General features: G+C 66.4%; 17 protein-coding genes and 2 tRNA genes. 7 read left to right on the top strand and 12 right to left on the bottom strand.

The window, feature by feature from the left end; all coding sequences use genetic code 11:
• Nucleotides 1-50: 50 nt before the first annotated feature.
• The 3 genes from KA383_18380 to KA383_18370 all read left to right on the top strand — a co-directional run bounded on the left by KA383_18380 (nt 51) and on the right by KA383_18370 (nt 3066).
• Nucleotides 51-959: a CDP-alcohol phosphatidyltransferase family protein gene (locus tag KA383_18380; GenBank protein ID MBP7748085.1), complete on the top strand. Its 909-nt coding sequence runs from the start codon at nt 51-53 to the stop codon at nt 957-959.
• Nucleotides 960-1040: 81 nt separating this feature from the next.
• Nucleotides 1041-2063, top strand: a complete 1023-nt coding sequence (locus KA383_18375; GenBank protein ID MBP7748084.1) for a hypothetical protein — start codon at nt 1041-1043, stop codon at nt 2061-2063.
• A 160-nt stretch (nt 2064-2223) separates the two neighbouring features.
• Complete coding sequence (locus KA383_18370) at nt 2224-3066, top strand: diaminopimelate epimerase (GenBank protein ID MBP7748083.1); 843 nt, start codon at nt 2224-2226, stop codon at nt 3064-3066.
• A gap of 5 nt (nt 3067-3071) precedes the next feature.
• Here KA383_18370 and acpS read toward each other — a convergent pair whose 3' ends face one another.
• From acpS to ndk, 5 genes are all read right to left on the bottom strand, one after another.
• On the bottom strand, nt 3072-3461 hold the full coding sequence (gene acpS, locus KA383_18365) for a holo-ACP synthase (GenBank protein MBP7748082.1): 390 nt from the start codon (nt 3459-3461) through the stop codon (nt 3072-3074).
• 44 nt (nt 3462-3505) lie between these two features.
• Nucleotides 3506-5221, bottom strand: a complete 1716-nt coding sequence (locus KA383_18360; GenBank protein ID MBP7748081.1) for a glycosyltransferase family 39 protein — start codon at nt 5219-5221, stop codon at nt 3506-3508.
• 124 nt (nt 5222-5345) lie between these two features.
• Complete coding sequence (locus KA383_18355) at nt 5346-6080, bottom strand: superoxide dismutase (GenBank protein ID MBP7748080.1); 735 nt, start codon at nt 6078-6080, stop codon at nt 5346-5348.
• A gap of 53 nt (nt 6081-6133) precedes the next feature.
• On the bottom strand, nt 6134-6487 hold the full coding sequence (locus KA383_18350; protein ID MBP7748079.1) for a cupin domain-containing protein: 354 nt from the start codon (nt 6485-6487) through the stop codon (nt 6134-6136).
• 39 nt (nt 6488-6526) lie between these two features.
• Nucleotides 6527-6985: a nucleoside-diphosphate kinase gene (gene ndk, locus KA383_18345; GenBank protein ID MBP7748078.1), complete on the bottom strand. Its 459-nt coding sequence runs from the start codon at nt 6983-6985 to the stop codon at nt 6527-6529.
• 81 nt (nt 6986-7066) lie between these two features.
• On the opposite strand from ndk, the gene KA383_18340 reads away from it, so the two are divergent.
• Both KA383_18340 and KA383_18335 read left to right on the top strand, forming a co-directional pair.
• Nucleotides 7067-7990, top strand: coding sequence for a hypothetical protein (locus KA383_18340; protein MBP7748077.1), 924 nt, complete (start codon nt 7067-7069; stop codon nt 7988-7990).
• Nucleotides 7991-8134: 144 nt separating this feature from the next.
• Nucleotides 8135-8217: transfer RNA gene (locus tag KA383_18335), tRNA-Tyr, on the top strand.
• Between the two features lie 121 nt (nt 8218-8338).
• Here the strand turns inward: KA383_18335 and KA383_18330 are convergent.
• From KA383_18330 to KA383_18320, 3 genes are all read right to left on the bottom strand, one after another.
• A complete protein-coding gene (locus KA383_18330; protein MBP7748076.1) occupies nt 8339-8809 on the bottom strand; it encodes a hypothetical protein in 471 nt (156 codons plus the stop codon).
• Between the two features lie 590 nt (nt 8810-9399).
• Entirely contained in the window at nt 9400-10134 is a 735-nt protein-coding gene (locus tag KA383_18325; GenBank protein MBP7748075.1) for an RNA methyltransferase, read from the bottom strand.
• A gap of 213 nt (nt 10135-10347) precedes the next feature.
• The gene (locus KA383_18320) at nt 10348-10629 is read right to left on the bottom strand and encodes a CrcB family protein (GenBank protein ID MBP7748074.1); all 282 of its coding nucleotides are present in this window, start codon (nt 10627-10629) and stop codon (nt 10348-10350) included.
• Nucleotides 10630-10936: 307 nt separating this feature from the next.
• Here KA383_18320 and KA383_18315 point away from each other — a divergent pair, with 307 nt between their 5' ends.
• Nucleotides 10937-12259 (top strand): peptidase C1, encoded by a 1323-nt coding sequence (locus KA383_18315; GenBank protein ID MBP7748073.1) that lies wholly within the window; start codon nt 10937-10939, stop codon nt 12257-12259.
• On the opposite strand, the gene KA383_18310 is transcribed toward KA383_18315, so the two are convergent.
• Nucleotides 12236-13501, bottom strand: coding sequence for a hypothetical protein (locus KA383_18310; protein MBP7748072.1), 1266 nt, complete (start codon nt 13499-13501; stop codon nt 12236-12238). The two genes, KA383_18315 and KA383_18310, sit on opposite strands and share 24 nt — an antisense overlap.
• Nucleotides 13502-13773: 272 nt before the next feature.
• On the opposite strand from KA383_18310, the gene wrbA reads away from it, so the two are divergent.
• Nucleotides 13774-14373 carry an NAD(P)H:quinone oxidoreductase gene (gene wrbA, locus KA383_18305; GenBank protein ID MBP7748071.1) on the top strand — a complete coding sequence of 200 codons (600 nt, stop codon included), beginning with the start codon at nt 13774-13776 and terminating at the stop codon, nt 14371-14373.
• A gap of 214 nt (nt 14374-14587) precedes the next feature.
• Here wrbA and KA383_18300 read toward each other — a convergent pair whose 3' ends face one another.
• The 3 genes from KA383_18300 to KA383_18290 all read right to left on the bottom strand — a co-directional run bounded on the left by KA383_18300 (nt 14588) and on the right by KA383_18290 (nt 16785).
• On the bottom strand, nt 14588-15544 hold the full coding sequence (locus tag KA383_18300) for a hypothetical protein (GenBank protein ID MBP7748070.1): 957 nt from the start codon (nt 15542-15544) through the stop codon (nt 14588-14590).
• An 88-nt stretch (nt 15545-15632) separates the two neighbouring features.
• Nucleotides 15633-16325 (bottom strand): hypothetical protein, encoded by a 693-nt coding sequence (locus tag KA383_18295; GenBank protein MBP7748069.1) that lies wholly within the window; start codon nt 16323-16325, stop codon nt 15633-15635.
• A 387-nt stretch (nt 16326-16712) separates the two neighbouring features.
• Nucleotides 16713-16785: transfer RNA gene (locus KA383_18290), tRNA-Gly, on the bottom strand.
• Between the last annotated feature and the right edge of the window lie 228 nt (nt 16786-17013).

The raw sequence follows: 17013 nt of genomic DNA, 5'->3' as shown, positions 1-17013 counted from the left end.
CGCTGGAAGAGTGGCAGGGGGAGGGTGCTGAGAGTGGCGCTGAGGCCGGCATGACGGAATCCACCAGCGACCCTGGCAAGGACTTCGCCGCCCTGCGGGCCACGGGCGACCCGGTCGGCGCCAGCAAGTCGATCGGCATGGCATTCGTCCGGGCGCGCGACAAGCTCGCCCGGCACCTGCTCGCGGCGGGGGCGACGCCGAACCGAATCACCATCGCCGGCTTCCTCGTGACCTGTGCCGCGGGCTATTGCCTGGCGCGCGGGGCGTCCCACACGGTGCCCTACTTTGCCTCAGCATCCGGTCCGACGAGCTGGTGGCCCGCGCTCGCGGCGGTGTTCCTGATCCTGGCGGGGGCCTGCGACATGTTGGACGGGGCGGTCGCGCGCGTCGGCGGACTCGGCTCGCGCGCCGGCGCGGTACTGGACTCGTCAGTCGATCGCTTCAGCGACATGGCGATCTACATCGGCTGCTTCCTGCATTTCGCGCTGCACGCGCCCATGAACATCACGTACCAGGTGCTCGCCGTCGTGGCCCTGTGCAACGCCTTCCTGATCAGCTATGTCAAAGCGCGGGCCGAGAACGTCATCGACGATTGCTCGGTGGGCTACTGGCTGCGCGGCGAGCGCTTCGCCGCCGTGCTCATCGGTTGCATCGTCGGTCACGTGCCGGCCGTGCTGTGGCAGATGGCGATCTCGTGCTTCTTCACCGTCTGGCGGCGGATGGAGTACACGTACCACACGCTGCAGGCCGTCGATGCGGGTCGGCCGCCGCCGCCGCGCGGACCGGTCCCGGGCTGGCGCGGCGTGCTGCAGCTCTGGCGGCGCCCGCGGGGCTCCGTGGCGTACGACGTCGTCACGGGCGCGCACATCGCCTACATCATTTTCGCCCCCTGCCTCTGGCCGGCATTGCTCGGGACGGGCACCTACGCCGACCCGCTGCGCGGTTGGCTCGCCGGTTGACCGGCGGCGTGGAGTGGGGAATACTGTGTTAGCCGCGGTTCGGGTGGTCACAAGCTGGCCACGCGGCTTGGAGGCACGCTCATGTCTCGAATTGATACCTGTGGCGTCAGGGCTGCCGCGTGGGCGCTGGTTCTGGCTGTCGGGGCGGTGGGCGCGCTGGCGCAGGCGCCGCCGGCGACCACGGAACCGGCGACCCAGCCGGCCGGGCCGACGCCGATCATGGCCCGCGTGCTCGAAGTGCAGGGCGATGTGAAGCACGCCCCGCTCGATTCAGAGGACTTCCAGCCGTGCCAGGTCGATGAGGAGTACCCCCCGGAGACCGTGATCATCACGGGCGTACGCTCCTCGATCAAGTTCCAGGTCGGCAGCGACGACACCTACACGGCCCTGGTCATCGAGCCGGTGACGCGGGCCATCATCAGCGAGGCCTACCAGACGGCGGACACGAAGCGCGTGCGGATCGGCGTGGGCTATGGGCGGATGCGCGCCGGCGTCGCCGAGGGCGGCCTGAAGAGCGACTTCACGGTCGACAGCCCAGTAGCGACGCTGTCGAAGCGCGGCACGTGGGATTTCGGCCTGTTCTATGAGCGCGGCACCGACCGCTTCGAGATCTTCCTGCTCGACCAGGGGCTCGTGGACGCCTTCAGCAAGGTCACGGGCGAGCGCCGCCAGGTGCTGCCGCGCGAACTCGTCATGCAGACGATGCTCCGCTGGGCCGCGCAGGCCCAGATGCAGCGCAACGTGCCGATCGCGGACATGCTGGGCCAGAGCGATTACGCCGTCGCGTTCAACACGCTGTCCTCGAGCGGTCTTGGCGTTGTCGACCCGGGCGGCGGCCAGTCGACCCTGATCAATCTGTCGAGTACGGCGGCCCAGGCGCAATTCGCGGAACTGGCCCAGCGCAGCCTGCCGAGAACGCCGCTCGCGCGGGAGCAGCGCGCCCGGCCGGAGGGGTACTTCGGCACGGGGCGCGGCGATGACCTGATTCCGCTCATCATCGAGGCCAACTCGCCGCTGGCGCAGAAGGGGGCCGCCCGGCCGGGGACGTACACGTTCCGCCGGTCGGCACTCGAGAACTGGCTCGCGCAGCACGGGCGTCGCTAGTGCGGCATCTCAGAATTACGCCAACATGGGTGGTACGGGCATCTTGCCCGTTCCAACGACGGGCGGGACGCCCGTACCACCCCTCTGATGAGTTGCTTTCAACGAGGCAGCACACCAGCTGCGCGTTCCGCCGGGCCGCCGATCCGGAAGTCATATGCCCCTGAAATTCACCAAGCTGCACGGGCTGGGCAACGACTACGTCTACGTGAGTCTGTTTGACCAGCGCGTCGCTGATCCGGGCGCGCTGGCCCGCGCGGTCAGCGACCGCCATCGCGGCATCGGCAGCGACGGTCTGATCATCGTGGCGCCGCCGGACGTGCCCGATGCGCACGTGCGTATGATCATGTACAACGTGGACGGCACGCGCGGCGAGATGTGCGGCAACGGCATTCGCTGCGTGGCGAAGCTCGCGTATGACCACGGACTGGCGCGGCACAATCCGCTGCGTGTGCAGACCGACCGCGGCGTGCTCACGCTGGAGTTGCGGCTGGATGCGGTCGGGCGCGTGGCCGAGGTGCGCGTGGACATGGGCCCACCGATCCTCGAACCGCGCCAAATTCCGATCGCACTGGCTGGACCGCGCGTGGTTGGCTATCCGTTGCCACTGGCGGGGCAGACGCTTTCGCTGACGGCGGTGTCAACCGGCAATCCCCACGCGGTGTTGCTCGTGCCGGATGTCGCGCGCGTGCCGCTGAGCGATTGGGGGCCGCAGGTTGAATGCCACGCGCTGTTCCCGCAGCGGACCAACGTACACTTCGCCGAGGTGCTGAGCCCGCAGCGCCTGCGCATGATCACCTGGGAACGCGGCTCCGGCGCTACCCAGGCGTGCGGCACCGGCGCGTCGGCCGTGTGTGTGGCCGGCGTATTGAACGCGCTGACGGAGCGCGCGGTCACAGTCGAGTTGCCCGGCGGCGAGCTGCAAATCGAATGGGACGCGGCGACCGATCACGTCTTCATGACCGGTCCGGCGACCGAAGTGTTCACGGGCGAATGGCCGGAGTAGCTTGGCTACTGAAGGCCACTCAGGCCAATCGCCGATGCGCACGCGTACTCGCCGCTATGCGAAATCGAGATCAGCACCTGCGTGATTCCCAGCGTGCGTGCCAGCTCCGCGGTGGGGCCGGACAGCGTGACCAGCGGTTTGCCCAGCGGGTCGGGCAGCGTCTCGATGTCGGTCCAGTCGACCCCGCCGCGCCAGCCCGTGCCCAGCAGTTTCATCACGGCTTCCTTCACCGCGAAGCGGCCGCTGAGACGGATGGCCGGGTTCCTGCAGTCCAGGCAGTACGCGCGCTCCGACGGCGTGTAGACGCGCTTCAGGAAGCGCTCGCCATGTTCCTGCCAGATACGCGCGATGCGCGGGCAGTGCACGAGATCAACGCCGTGAGCGACGATCGGCATGTTGAGTCCCGTGGGCCGGTGCGAGCGGCCCACCGGAGATCCTGTCATGAACCGCGCTGACTCGGCAACGGCTGTGTCGTCGCCGGGTCGGCGAGGTCTTTCCGCTGAAACACGTAGACCGTTTCGAACTTGGGTATTTCTTCGACGAGGTAGTATTCCTCGTCGATCCACGGGCCCAGTTTGGAATCCGAAGGCGTCTTGTCCACCAGTCGGCCGTGCAGCCACTCGTATTCCTCGGCCTTGATGGTCAGAACAGCCGGCGGGTGCGCGCGCAGCGTCGCTTCGATCTCATGGAGTATAAAGAGCGCGCCGACCTGGCCAACCTTCTCCGTGGTTGTAAAGCGGCACGCGCTGATCCGCCGGGCCTCCAGGTATACGCCCGGCATGTAGCCCCAGCAGTAAATCTCGTCGCCGGGTCTGGTGAAGCGCTTCACGGCGTCACCGACCACTTCCCAGTGCGCGGCCTCGTAGCGACCCTCGCCGGTGAGCCAGGGATCGATCCGCGGCACCCAGACTTTCGACACTTCTTCAAACTGGAGCTTGACCGCGTCCTGCGCGAAATAGCCCATGATGACGAACGCCACCAGTACCCACGCGCGCTGCTGGAAACGGTGCAGCAGGTGCGACTCGGCCCGCAGCACGTTGATCAGATACGCGTTCATCAGCAGCAGCGGCGGGATGGTCGGCACGAGGTAATGCCGGAAGCCGGCTGGACTGACCAGCGCCCCGTAAAACGCCACGAAGAACCACGTCGTGAACAGGAACATCGGCAGCGGACACGCCGGCCCGATTGCCCGCAGCGGAGCCTCGATCTCCGGCGGGCGATGCTGCGGCCGCAGCCACCACAGGAATGCGTGGATCACCGCCGCCAGTCCCATCAGCAGCGGCAACAGCAGGATCGGCTTGGTGTGCTCACTCAGTAAAGACCACGTCACGATGTTGTACGGGAATCGGCTGTCGCCGGAGGCGAAATACAGCCGGTTGAACCCGAACGTGGCGAAACACGCTTCGGACAGCACGCCCTGGGCGGCGAGCACGGCCGCGGCCACGCCGACCGTCGTGCCGGCGCCCGCCACGAGCAGCACGCCGCGCTTGAGGCCGACGGCCACGGGCAATTGCCGCAGCGCCATCAGCACGATCAGGTGGAGCCCCATGCAGCCCCACGCGGCCAGACCCACCTGCTTGAACAAAAACGCAAGCCCGCACAGCAGCCCGGCCACGTACCACGTCCACCAGCGGTCGCGCGCCCAGCCACGCATGTAGAACGCGACCGCGCTCAGTTCGCACGCGACCAGAAACGTCTCCGTGCGATTGGTGCCGCCGGTGTAGTAGGCGTGGGTGAGGAAGAAGCTCAGGAAAATCGTGGCCAGCGCCGCCGCGCCGCGGTGGAAGTTCGTGGCGCACACGACGAAGAACGCCGTGTGGGCGATCACCAGCGCGGCGACGCACAACGCGATGACGCCATAGTAGCTGTCCAGCCCGACGAGGAACCCGAGTGCGTTCACCCAGTAGATGGCGGGGGGCTTGTTGTCCCACACGTCTTGGTAGACGGTTGCGCCGTGGGCGATCCGCCAGCCGTAATACCCGAACATCTGGTCGTCGACGACGTCGACGCGCCAGTAGGCGATGACCTGGGAGAGCGCGATCAGCGGCGCGATGATGACAACCATCACGACGATCAGCAGCCCAAGCGAAGTGCCCGGGGGGCGCGCGGGCTGCAGCGCGACGTGGACGTCAGCAGCGTTCTTCTTCGATGGCATGCGGGCTAAGAGTAACGCCGGAGGCAGCGGGAGTTAAGAGCGCGCAGGCCGCCAGGTCGGGCAGGCCCGCGCTTACTGCTTCAGCATGGCGCCCCGGCTTGGACGCGGCCCTGGGGCCGGCGGATCAGTGGGCCTTCAGCGCCGCCTGCAACCGGGCCTCGACCGTGGCCCAGTTGATCACTTCCATGAACGCCTTGATGAACTCGGTGCGCTTGTTCTGGTACTTGAGGTAGTACGCGTGCTCCCACACGTCGAGCGGCAACAGCGGCACCGCCCCCCACGCCCCCTCGTTCTGGTGCTTCTCCGCCTGCAGGATCAGCAGCCGCTGCACGGTCGGCTCGTACGCCAGCACCGCCCAGCCGCTGCCATGGACCTGGGCCGCCGCCGCCGAGAAGTGCCCCCGGAACGCATCCAGCGACCCGAAGTCACGCGTGATCAGCTTCGCGATCTGGCTGTCCGCCGGCGGATCGCCGCCGCCGTCCTTCTTCATGCTCGGCCAGAACAGCGCGTGCAGCAGGTGCCCCGACAGGTTGAACGCCAGGTTGCTCGTCGCCGCCCGCACGTGCTTGATGGCCTCGCCGCCCGTCCGGCGGATCTGCTCCAGCTCCGCGATCGCGGCGTTCGCGCCTTTGACGTAGCCAGCGTGGTGGATGTCATGGTGGAGCTTCATCGTCTGCGCGTCGATGAACGGCTCCAGGTCCGCGTAGTCGTACGGCAGCGGCGCCAGTTGATACGGCCCGGTCGCGCCGCCCTCGCCGGCCGGCTGGGTCTGACCCAGGGCGCGCCCCGCGCCGAACACCATCCAACCGCCGACCACCGCGGCGGTGCCGAGTACTTCGCGTCGAGACATTTCGGACATGGCTGCAACCTCGCTTGACCTTCGGCCTGTTATCGCACTCTCCTGGGCCTGCGCTACTGCGTGCAGTCGCGCGGCGCCGGAATCAGGCAGATGAACTCGAACGTCGCGTCCCCGACGTTCTGGAACTGGTGCTTCTCGTTCGCCGGGATCCAGACCACGTCACCCGGCAGGCAACGGCGGTCGCCCTGGTCACTCTTCACGACCCCCTGGCCGTGCAGGATCAGCACCTCGTGCTCGTAATCGTGCGCATGGTGCGGCGTGTGGCCCCCGGGCGCGACCTCGAAATGCCGCATGTGGAACACCCCGGCGCCGTCCGCCGGCCCGATCAGCATGCGCATCTTGACCTTCTCCGCGCCGGGCAGCGTCACGGCGTTCTGCTCGTGCTGCGCGATGGCTTTGACCTTCATGGGCAGCCTCATGGGTTTGTCGACGGTTGGCGCCGGTGGCTACGGGCCGGCGCGGACGATCCAGCGGTCGGTCACGCGCTCGTAGCTGACGATCTCAGCCGGCTTGAAAAACAGTTCGATCTCCTTCTGCGCCGTCTCCGGCCCATCGCTCGCATGGACCAGATTGTACTGCTGATCGAGCCCGAAATCGCCGCGAATCGTGCCCGCGGCGGCCTGCTGGCCGTTGGTTGCGCCCAGCAGGTTGCGGACGACACTGATCGCGTTCGGGCCTTCGAGCACCGCCACGATCACGGGGCCGCTCGTCATGAACTCGACCAGCGAACCATAAAACGGGCGGCGGCGGTGCACCTCGTAATGCTGCTCGACCTGGGCCCGCGGCGAGTGCTGCAGCTTCAGAGCCGCGATCCGCAGCCCCTTGTCCTCGAACCGCGTCAGAATGCGGCCCACGAGCTGGCGGTGGACCGCGTCCGGCTTGAAGATGATCAGCGTCCGTTCCATGCGTGCTCCCGAGCAGGTATCCTCAACGGCTCGGAATTGTAGCGTCCCCCGGCGCGGCGCACCAACCCGGCGGAGAACGGCATGCCACTGGCGAGCCAACACGGTGACGGCGCGACCACGCGCGGCCTCGTCGCGTGTGCTGGCGTGCTGCTGTTCATCGCGGGTTGCCTCGCGCCCGGGTCGGCGCTCTCGTCCCGCGAGCGCGAAATCGCCGGCGCAGCGCAAGCCATCCTCACGCTCGATCCGAACGCCGTGTGGACGGAGCAGTTCAACCGCCTGGTTTCGTACGGGCCGGCGAGCATCGCCTACCTTGTGCGGCAACCGGCCCTGACGCGACCGGCCGCCCCCGATGACCTGCGCGCGTTGTTGCACACCTCGCTCGTGCGCTTGCTGGCCGATCCCGCCACCGCGCCGCCGCACCTGTCGGCCAGTTGCCTGGAGACCTCGCTCGGGCTGCTGCACTTCGACCTGAAGGTGCAAGGGCAGGGGCTGGGCACGATTGTCATTACCGATCCGGCGGAAGTGTCCGCGTGGCACGCGCTCTACCCGGCGGATTTCGACCATGCGCGGGCGGCACAGATCGACGTCGAAGCGGATCGGCAGGCGCTGTGCGAATGGTGGCGGACGCGCGGCGCCGCAGGAGGGGCGGCCCGCCGACTGGAGCCACAGACCGCGCGCCTCTGGCGCGTCCTCGAGCGGCGTTACGCGGATACGTGGGAATATCAGCCGGAGCCGCGCACGATCCTCTGCGCGACGGGTCAGCCGGGCGGGACGCTGCTCGCGATTCCCACGGTGGATTACAACATCGTCCGGGCGGCGTGCATCTGGCTGGGCACGTCGGCGGACGCGGCGGTGGAGCGGCGACTGATCGAGTCGGTCGGGAGCCCGTCACCGGTGGTGGCTCAGAATGCGCGGTTTGCGTTGCGGTTCTCGCGGAACCCACAGATCCGGGCGGTGCTGGAGCGGTTTGACGCGCAGGCACGGGCCAAGCGGGGGTCGGAGTAACGCGGACGCGCGCGGGCCTGTGACTGCGTTGGGCACGGGGTGACGCACAGCGGGCGCCGGCCCTTGGGCTTGCCTCGAGGCGACCCAGGCGGTATCTTTCCTGGCTGACGGACGTACCGGGGCCCCGCCGCGGCGGAGCTTTGTGGGCGTGTGTCCGAGTGGCCAAAGGAGACGGGCTGTAAACCCGTTGGCTTACGCCTACGGTGGTTCGAATCCACCCGCGCCCAATTCAGCCTGCCAGATGTCGCTGGCCCACCGGCCTGCGGTGGTACCTCAGGCCTCCACTGTGTCCACCCCGCCCTGATCAAACGTGTACGCTCACAGCAGGCTGGCGAGAGACCACGCGGCTCACACTGCGTCCAGCAAGTGCAGCATGCCGACGACCCAGTACACACCGTGCAGAATCCAGATGCCGGCCACCAGCCACCACTGACCCGCCGGCCGCCGGCGCATGAACCCCACGCGCTTGCGGTAGAGCCACACGGCCGCCAGCCCCTCCAGCGGCCCCAGAAACATGGTGGCCCATACGCTCCAGAGGTGCGTCGGCGGAAGCCCTTCTCCCAGGCAGATGCCGTAGATCGCCAGCGCCAGGGCCAGGGTCATGAGCAACGGGGTCTTGGCGAGCAGGAAGACGCCGAAGCGCGCCTGCATCGACCCGACCGACAATTGCAGCGGCGCGCCGCATTCCGGACAGCGGTCGCCGGTCAGGTCGCGCAGGTTGTAGCGGCAGACGGGACAGGGCGTGTCGTGGCCAGCCAGAAATTGCGTCAGCAACGTGGCGCGCCCCGCTTCGTCCACGACGGGTTCACGAGCACTCATGCGCGCATTATGCGAGCCGGCATCCGGCGTGCCAACGGCGTGCTGAATCTGGAGCTACACGGCAAACTGCGATGGCTTCGCGCTCACGGTCGGTAGGGGGGCGGACGAGTATCCGTGCTGGTACTACAGCGAAGGCCGGTGGTGGTACGACAATTGAGCGGCATTGGCCTATGCCCTGACGGCAATCCGGGGACAGGTAATCCGGACATCATACCCATTTCTGGTTGACGTTCTGGCGGTGCGCGGCTGGTTCGCTCACTGCCGTTCGCGGTTCGGACGATGCTCCGTCGCCCTGCCGTTCCCACACTCCCACATTCCCACGCACACGGCAGCAGAATCCAGCAATCCGATCTCTCTCTTCGCCCTCCGCGCCCTCCGCAGCTATCCTGTCAAGGGAGGATTGCATGTCCCACGTGCCCGCATCGCGCGCCGCTGCCGCTCAAATTGTTACCTTGTTACCTGCGGACCTTGTGACGTCGTTCCTGCGGCTGACAGCTTCAACGTCCCAATAACGAAGTGTGCCAAGTAGGCCGCGCGAAAAGAAACGCGCTTGGCATCCTTGAACGGATAGCGCCAGAACCGCGGTTTTGTCAGCCACCACGCCGCTGCCGGGCGGCTTCCGCCATCACAATCGCGCCGGCGTGCGAGAGCGACAGCGACGACGGCTCGCCACGCGTCGGGATCGTCACGAAGCTGTCACACAGTGATCGCACCGCGCCGCTCAAGCCGCGCTTCTCGCCGCCAATCGCCAGCAGAACCGGCCCGGTCAGATCGACTTCGTACAGGCTGTGCCTCGCGCCCGCGATGCAGCCCAATAGTCGCACGCCGCGCCGCTGCAACTGCTGCAACACGTCCACGTCCTCGATCTGCGCCAGTGGCAGCCGCTCGTACGCCCCCGACGCCGGCCGCGCCACCTCTACCGGATCGAAGTCCCACAGGTGCTTCTTGATCAGGACCGCGTGCACGCCGAGCGCATCGGCGGTGCGCAGCGTGAAGCCCAGATTCCGCGCATCGTCCACGCCCTCCAGCAGCAGCAGCAGCGGCGGCGTTCGCAGATTGTCCACCAGCGCCAGCAGCTCGACCGGCGTCAGTCGCGGCTTGCCCGTGCAGAGCGCCAGCACGCCGCCATGAGTGGCGCCGTGTGCGAGTCCGTCCAGCTCGGCGTTGTCGGCATACCGGATCGGCACGCCGCGCTGGGTGGCGAGGTCGATCAGGTCGGCGAGCTTCTCGCGGTGCGCATCGTGGCGGATGAGGATGACCTGGAAGCGGCGTTGGAAGGCCTGCAGCGCGGCCAGGACGGATTGTCGGCCTTCCAGATGTTCCATGGGCACCAGTCTACGGCGAAGGGGGCGGAAGAGAACCACCAAGCCGCCAAGACACAAAGTGGAATCCAGCCCTGACGAACCCAATATCCGTCGCACCTTGCTGAGGGGCGCTTCGGGCTGGAGGGGGGCGGCTCGGCGGGGTTGGAGGGCGTGGTCCGGGGGTCGGCCGACCGCTTTTTTTGCCGCGACACCCCTTTTTCGTGGCGCCGATTACTAAGTAGTATTACTTAGTAAGGTCTCCAGGCCGAACGTCGAGAATGTCGTGTACCCGCCGAGGACGCCGATCAGCAGCGCGACGCGGTACTCCTCGCGAATCAGCACGCGGCCTGCGAACGCCGCCGTGAGAAACCTGATCAGCAGGCAGCCGCTGACGTTGACGATCAGCGTTCCCAGTGGAAAGCGCCCGTCGGCCGGCCGCTGCCCCCAGCCGCCTAGCGCGTACCGCAGCACGCCGCCCAGGCCGGATCCGACAAAAATGAGCACCAGCTTGTACATCGCGACTCCTACCACGTGAGCGCCGCGCAAATGCGGCATCGCATCGCGCGCTGAGCCGCGGCCTTCAGGCCGCGCGGAGCCACTGCGCGACGCGAATGTCGCGGCTCGGATACGGTGCGGTTTCAATGAGGCACTACACTACCGGGCAGGAGTCATCAGGCCCGGGGCCAGTTCAGGGCGAACTCCAGCGCCGCCCCTATTCTTCGTCGCTTGACCAACGTTGGAAATGCGCTCCCGCCCCGCCGTTGCGATGCGCTTGTCGCCGCCCGTACGATGCACGCCCACCAGCTTTTCGAAAGGGCAGGCCATGAAACGTTCGCACGGTGTCGGGCTCGTTCTATTTGCGTCGTCGTTCGTGATCCTGGCGGCGGGGCTTCAGCCCCCGTCCCGTCAGGGCGTCGAGTACGTACCCAAGCACCGCGACCCCGTCGAGGCCGAGATTGACGCGCGGGACCGGCAGGTTGCCGAGGCCCGCGACGCGGAAACGGCACGCATCCGCACTGCGCAGTCCGAGGCGGCGACCAAGACCGACGCCGAAGAGACCGAGCTGCGCGCCGTCTTCGCCGACGTGCAGAAACCCGCTGCGCCCGCCGACTTCAAGCCGGCGTTTCACTTTCCGCCCGTGCAGCAGTTCAACACCGGCAACTGCTGGGCCTTCAGCGCTTCGTCCTACTTCGAGTCGGAAGTCGCGCGTCTGAGCGGCCGCCAGATCAAGCTCTCCGAGATGTACACGGTCTATTACGAGTACATCGAGAAGGCCCGCCGCTTCGTGCAGCAGCGCGGCGACTCCTTCTTCAACTGCGGGTCCGAAGGCAACGTCGTCCTGCTCATCTGGCCACGCTACGGCATCGTGCCGGCGGAAGCCTACCGCGGCACGCTGGCCGCGGACGGGCGTTTCTCGGATGGGCCACTCCTCGCCGACCTGAAGGGCTACCTGGACTACGTGCGGGAACACGACCTCTGGGACGAAGAGCTGGTTGTCAACACCGTGCGGCTGATCCTGGACAAGCACATGGGCCGACCGCCGGAGCGCTTCACCTATGAAGGCGCCGAACTGACGCCGCTGCAGTTCCTGACGGATGTTCTGCGGCTGAAGTTCGACGACTACGTCTGCCTCATGTCGACGATGGCGACGCCATTTCACACGTATGGCGAATACAAGGTGTCGGCGAACTGGTGGCACAGTGCGGACTACTACAACGTGCCGCTCGACGAGTTCTACGGCGTCATTCAGCAGGCCGTGCGGCAGGGCGGCACGGTGAAGCTCAACGGCGACATCAGCGAGCCGGGCCTCAGCGGCCAGGACGGGCTGGCGATCATCCCGAGTTGCGACATCCCGCGCGCGTACCTCGACCAGGCGGCCCGCGAGCTGCGCATCGACAACAAGACGACCGATGACGATCACGACGTGCACCTGGTCGGCACGACGCGCGTCGGCGATTACGACTGGTTCCTGATCAAGGACTCGATGGCCGCGGCGCAGTGGGGGCCGTTCAAGGGCTACATGTTCTACCGCGACGACTACGTGCGGCTGAAGATGCTGACGTACATGGTGCACGTCGATGCGGTGCGAGCGGTGCTGCCGGACTTCACGCCGCGCGCGGTCTCAAAGCCCGAACAGGCTCAGTAGCGTGAGCACGTATTGCCGCAGCACGCGGTAGCCCATGAACGTGGGGTCGATCATGATCGTCACGCCGAGGCAGAACCAGTGCATGGTGGCCAGCCGGCCAAGCATCGTCAGCAGGTGTCCGGCGAGTGGGCGGCGCGGAGGGCGCGTGTCGCGCCTTGAGCGGCGGTCCAGCAGCCGGCGCACGCCGGCGTAGATCACCAGTGTGCCGCCGGTCCACACGCCCCAGCACAGGCAGCTCCACTGTAGGCCATGCAGCAGTCCGCAGTAGATGAAGACCAGCAGGACGCCGAGCGGGCGCGGGCAGCGTAGCGCCCGGAGCGGCGCATACACGTAATCGCGCAGCCACTGAAACAGCGTGATGTTCCAGCGATGCCAGAACTCGTACGGGTCGCGCGCCAGGAACGGCCGCCGGAAGTTCTCCGAGCCCACTACGCCGAACGTGAGTGATACACCCAACTGGATGTGGGCGCAACTGGACTCGAACAGGTATAGCAGGATTGCCGGGACGTGGATCAGCAGGAGTAGCTGGACGACGGTCAGGCGCTCCGGGTGCGCTAACAGGTCAGCCTGCTGGCGATCGAATTCCGGGGGCAGGTAGTGTGACCAGATGGCCAGGACGATCCGCGCCAGGATCAGCACGACAACGCCGATCAAGATGCGCAGCAGTCCGCGCCGGAGGCGCTCCAAGTTCCAGTTGGCACGTGCGGCGGAGAGCTGCGCATGAAAGCTGTGTGCCCGCTCGATCGGTCCATGGCGGAACTGCGGGAAGTAGAGCATGAACGTTGCGTACTCGAGGAATGCGAGCGGCGTCGCGCCCTCGCGCACGCGGGCCCAGCAGTACGTGATCAGCCGGAAGAACGTCAGCCCGATGCCGCTGAACAGCACATAGTACACGGGCGTGCCGACGGCTCCGGCGCCGGCAGTGTTGTACGGCACGGGCACCGGCAGCCGGAAGCACACCCAGTAGCCAAGTTGCAGCAAGCCGAGCGCGACGACGAAGCCGACGCTGCGACCGCGCGGCAGTCGGGCGACCGCTTCGACCACCACCCACCCGGCGAGGTTGATCAGTAGCAGTCCGGTGCCCAGGATTGGCCCGGCCACGACGTAGATCGCCGCGACGCTCGCAGCCAGAAAGACGCGCGACCCGTGCCGGGCGGGTAGCCACAGGTAGACTGGCAGGCAAACCAGAAAGAGCAGGGCGGGTAACGCCGTCAGACGTGACAGGCTCAGCAGCTCAATCACAGTCGGTGCTCGTGTGGAACCGTTCAACCGCGCAGGCCCGGTCGCCGCAGGTCGCGAGTGAGCATCATGCTACCCCATCCGCCGGACAATACGAGCGGAGCGGGCCTGATCGCTGGATGTTGCCTCGCCCCGCCGAGGGGAAGTCACCGCACTGTCCTCCGGGGCAGCGCCGGCACGGCTCGACCGGACACAATGGGCCGCGCTATCATAGAGGCAGGTAAACGCCACCCTGTCAACGTGAACGCCCAGGAACGCACCGAAAGGAAGCCGCCATGCCCAAGATCCTCGTTCTTTACTACTCCATGTACGGGCACGTCGAGTCGCTGGCCAACGCCATTGCGGAGGGTGCGCGCTCGGTCGCGGGCGCCGTGGTCACGGTCAAGCGTGTGCCTGAAACGCTGCCCGCGGATGTCGCCCGGAAGCACGGCGTGAAACTCGACCAGCCCGCGCCGGTGGCGTTGCCGGCGGAGCTGGGCGACTACGACGCCATCATCTTCGGCACGCCGACGCGTTTCGGGAACATGGCCGCGCAGATGCGGAACTTCCTGGACCAGACCGGCGGGCTGTGGGCGCAGGGGGGGCTCGTTGGCAAGATCGGCAGCGTCTTTACCAGCACCGGCACCGGCGCCGGCAACGAGAGCACCGTCATGAGCTTCGTCAACACGCTCATGCACCACGGCATGATCTACGTCGGCTTGCCGTACGCCTGCCCCGAGCTCGGCGACATCAGTGAGGTCAAGGGGGGCTCGCCCTGGGGCGCGGCGACGATCGCCGGTGCGGACGGTTCCCGCCAGCCCAGCGCCAAAGAACTGGCACAGGCGCGTTTTCAGGGCCGGCATGTCGCGATGATTGCGCAGCGGCTCAGCGCTTGAGATGCGCGCAGCCCAGCCACCGCGCTCGGGAATCGAAAGCCGGCCACGGTGTGGCACGGTGTTCAAGAAAGCGGGCGACCGGGCTCGAACCGGCAACATCCAGCTTCGAAAGACGGCCCACCCAATCGCCCGAACTTCCCGCCGGAAAGACACTCACTGCGGACGCGCCCGTTGTCCAGCCGTCACTCATGCTCTGTCAGGCGCGGCCAGTTTCTCAGTGGCAGCGTGGGTCGAAACCTGCGTCGTGATAGCCGATCAGAATGACGCCGACGACGTACCGCAATTCCCCAGGGCTCGCTTCCGCACACGAGAACAGCGGGTCATATAAGCCGAACGTGGGGGGGCTGTTGCCGTCGAAGAAGGCCACTTCCACGCCGAAACGACTGGGCCCCTCAGGGTTGGGGACGCTCTGCTGGTTGTAGTGACGCAGGATCTCATCGCGTCCGAGCCTGGTCGAGTGCATCTCCGCGACGGCGTAATCGCAGTGATTGCCGTTGCCGGCCAAGAGTCCCACTCGGCTGACGGATGCGAGCTTTGTCGTTTGCGCTGGCAGGGGCAACGACGACAGCGAAGTGCGAAGACGCGCAAGAAACCGATTGTGTCGATGGTAGTCGGAGCGAAGGTATACGACGACGATGGTTGTCAGGATCAGAACAACGACTGCTGCCCGGATGACCGGTTTCCAGCCTGACCCGGCTACCCGGGTTGCGCGGACCGCCGCCGCGTCTACTCCTGTTGCCGGCGCGAAGGCGTCACCGCATTCAGGGCAACGACCGCTCTCGTTTTCTCGCAGGTTGTAGCCGCAACGATGACAATTGATGGGCGTCCCGCACTCACGGCAAACGCTCGACGAATGATCATTTGTTGTTGCCCCGCAGTCGCAGACCAGTGGACGCCTCATACGCCCCACAAACAGCCACCAGCCGCCTCGCCCGATGTAGGCGGCGACCAAGCAGTAGATCGGGATGAGGACCATCCCCGCGCAGGCGCCTGGACCTCCGCCCGCAAAGACGACCTGTCCCAGGAGATTCGCGGCGATACCGATCGGCACGGTGACACGGAGCAGTGGGCGATCATGGCTGCGCAATCCGATGAAAAACGAAACCGCCATGGCAGCGAGTTGAATGACCAACGACCAGATGTCGCCCGAAACGCCGAGAAGGGTGATCATCCTGCGCCTCTCAACCTGGATCCCCGCGGCAATGAGCACGTCCCAGCTTCCAGCGCCAGCACGCCCGGTCCCGCACAGACATATCGAGCTACCCGTAGCCGTAAAGGACGTAGGCCCGTCCTGTGTCCTGGTCCCACAGGACGGTCGTTCCCTCTATCGGGTCGCCGCGCCACCACAAGATTTGGACGTTCTTGGGTAGCTCGACGTTCTGCCACTCGGCACCACCATGTCCAGCGAAACCACCGAATAGTTGACGCCAAACGGTGGCCCGCTCGTCCTGCCACCACTTTTCGTGGAAATCGTCCCGCTGGAAGGACCGGTGCGAGACCAGGCGCTGAAAGGTGTTGTCGTCCGCGTTGAATTGGATCAGCACCCAGATATCGGAAGGCGGTCCAGCGGCGAGGCTTCCAAGGTAATGCCCGTGGACCACGACAGAACGAACTGCGGCTGGTGGCTCGCAGCCAAAAGCCCTGCGAAAAGCAATCGCATCGGTCAGTTGCAGACGGGAGCCGATACCGCCACCGATCAGACAGGCAAGTGCGAGCCGCAGGAGCAGAAACCGCCTCGGACGGAAGAACAAGCGGTCTATGATGGCCGCGGCAACGACGGCGAGGATCGCCGCATACGCGGCCGCGAAGGTCGAGTTGCTTCTCGGCAACATGACGATGGCGGCCGAAGCGAGACCTGCCGCCGCGACAACGAGGAGGCGACGACCACGGCCTGATGACGGCGGTTGCGAGGGTGGGGCGGTCCTCTCGTTCTGCTGGGGCCCGGTGGACATACGACAATCCCTGTCGGCGTTCACGGCAGGCTGGCGCTTGGGCTGAAGTAGTATCGGGTCGAACTGACAGACGCAAGCTCATCCAGCCCAGTTGCGTGGCGGTGGGCCGTCCAGGCGGTCAGCTCCTCGACGCGGTAGGGGCGCTCGGTGTGCTGCCGTCATTGCCGCTGGATGGCGACCGGCCGAACGCCCAACAGCGGCTCGCAGCGGGTGCAGAAGATGTTTGCGTCCAGAATTCGCTTGTACCAATGCTTGTACCAACTTCTGGCCGAAACAGCACGCTCCCGGTATCTGCCGGCAATTTGACGGAAGATCGCAGTCTGGCCGGCGAGGCGTTAACTGCAACTGCTGGAACGAATTGCGCACAGCTGGCATCTTCTGGCGGAAAGCGGGCGACCGGGTTCGAACCGGCAACATTCAGCTTGGAAGGCTGATGCTCTACCAATTGAGCTACACCCGCAAATGCTCCGCATCCACCTAATGATACCCGCACCAGACCCGCGCGCGAAGGTTCTTGGCCTGCGAAATGCCGATGTGCGTCCAACATGCGGCTCAGAACGCTGCATGCTCTTCCCACCGGGCGTCACACTGCACCAGACCGCCGGCTGACGCAGAGTCGATCTGCCCGGCGCGGGGCTTCCCCAGGTTCGGTGACGTGCGATGGCAGACAAATGCTACGGACCGCTTC

It is taken from the genome of Phycisphaerae bacterium (assembly GCA_017999985.1).
Lineage (GTDB): Bacteria > Planctomycetota > Phycisphaerae > UBA1845 > Fen-1342 > JAGNKU01.
Note: the sequence above shows the minus strand (reverse complement) of the source record. Positions and strands in the feature narration are given on the sequence as shown.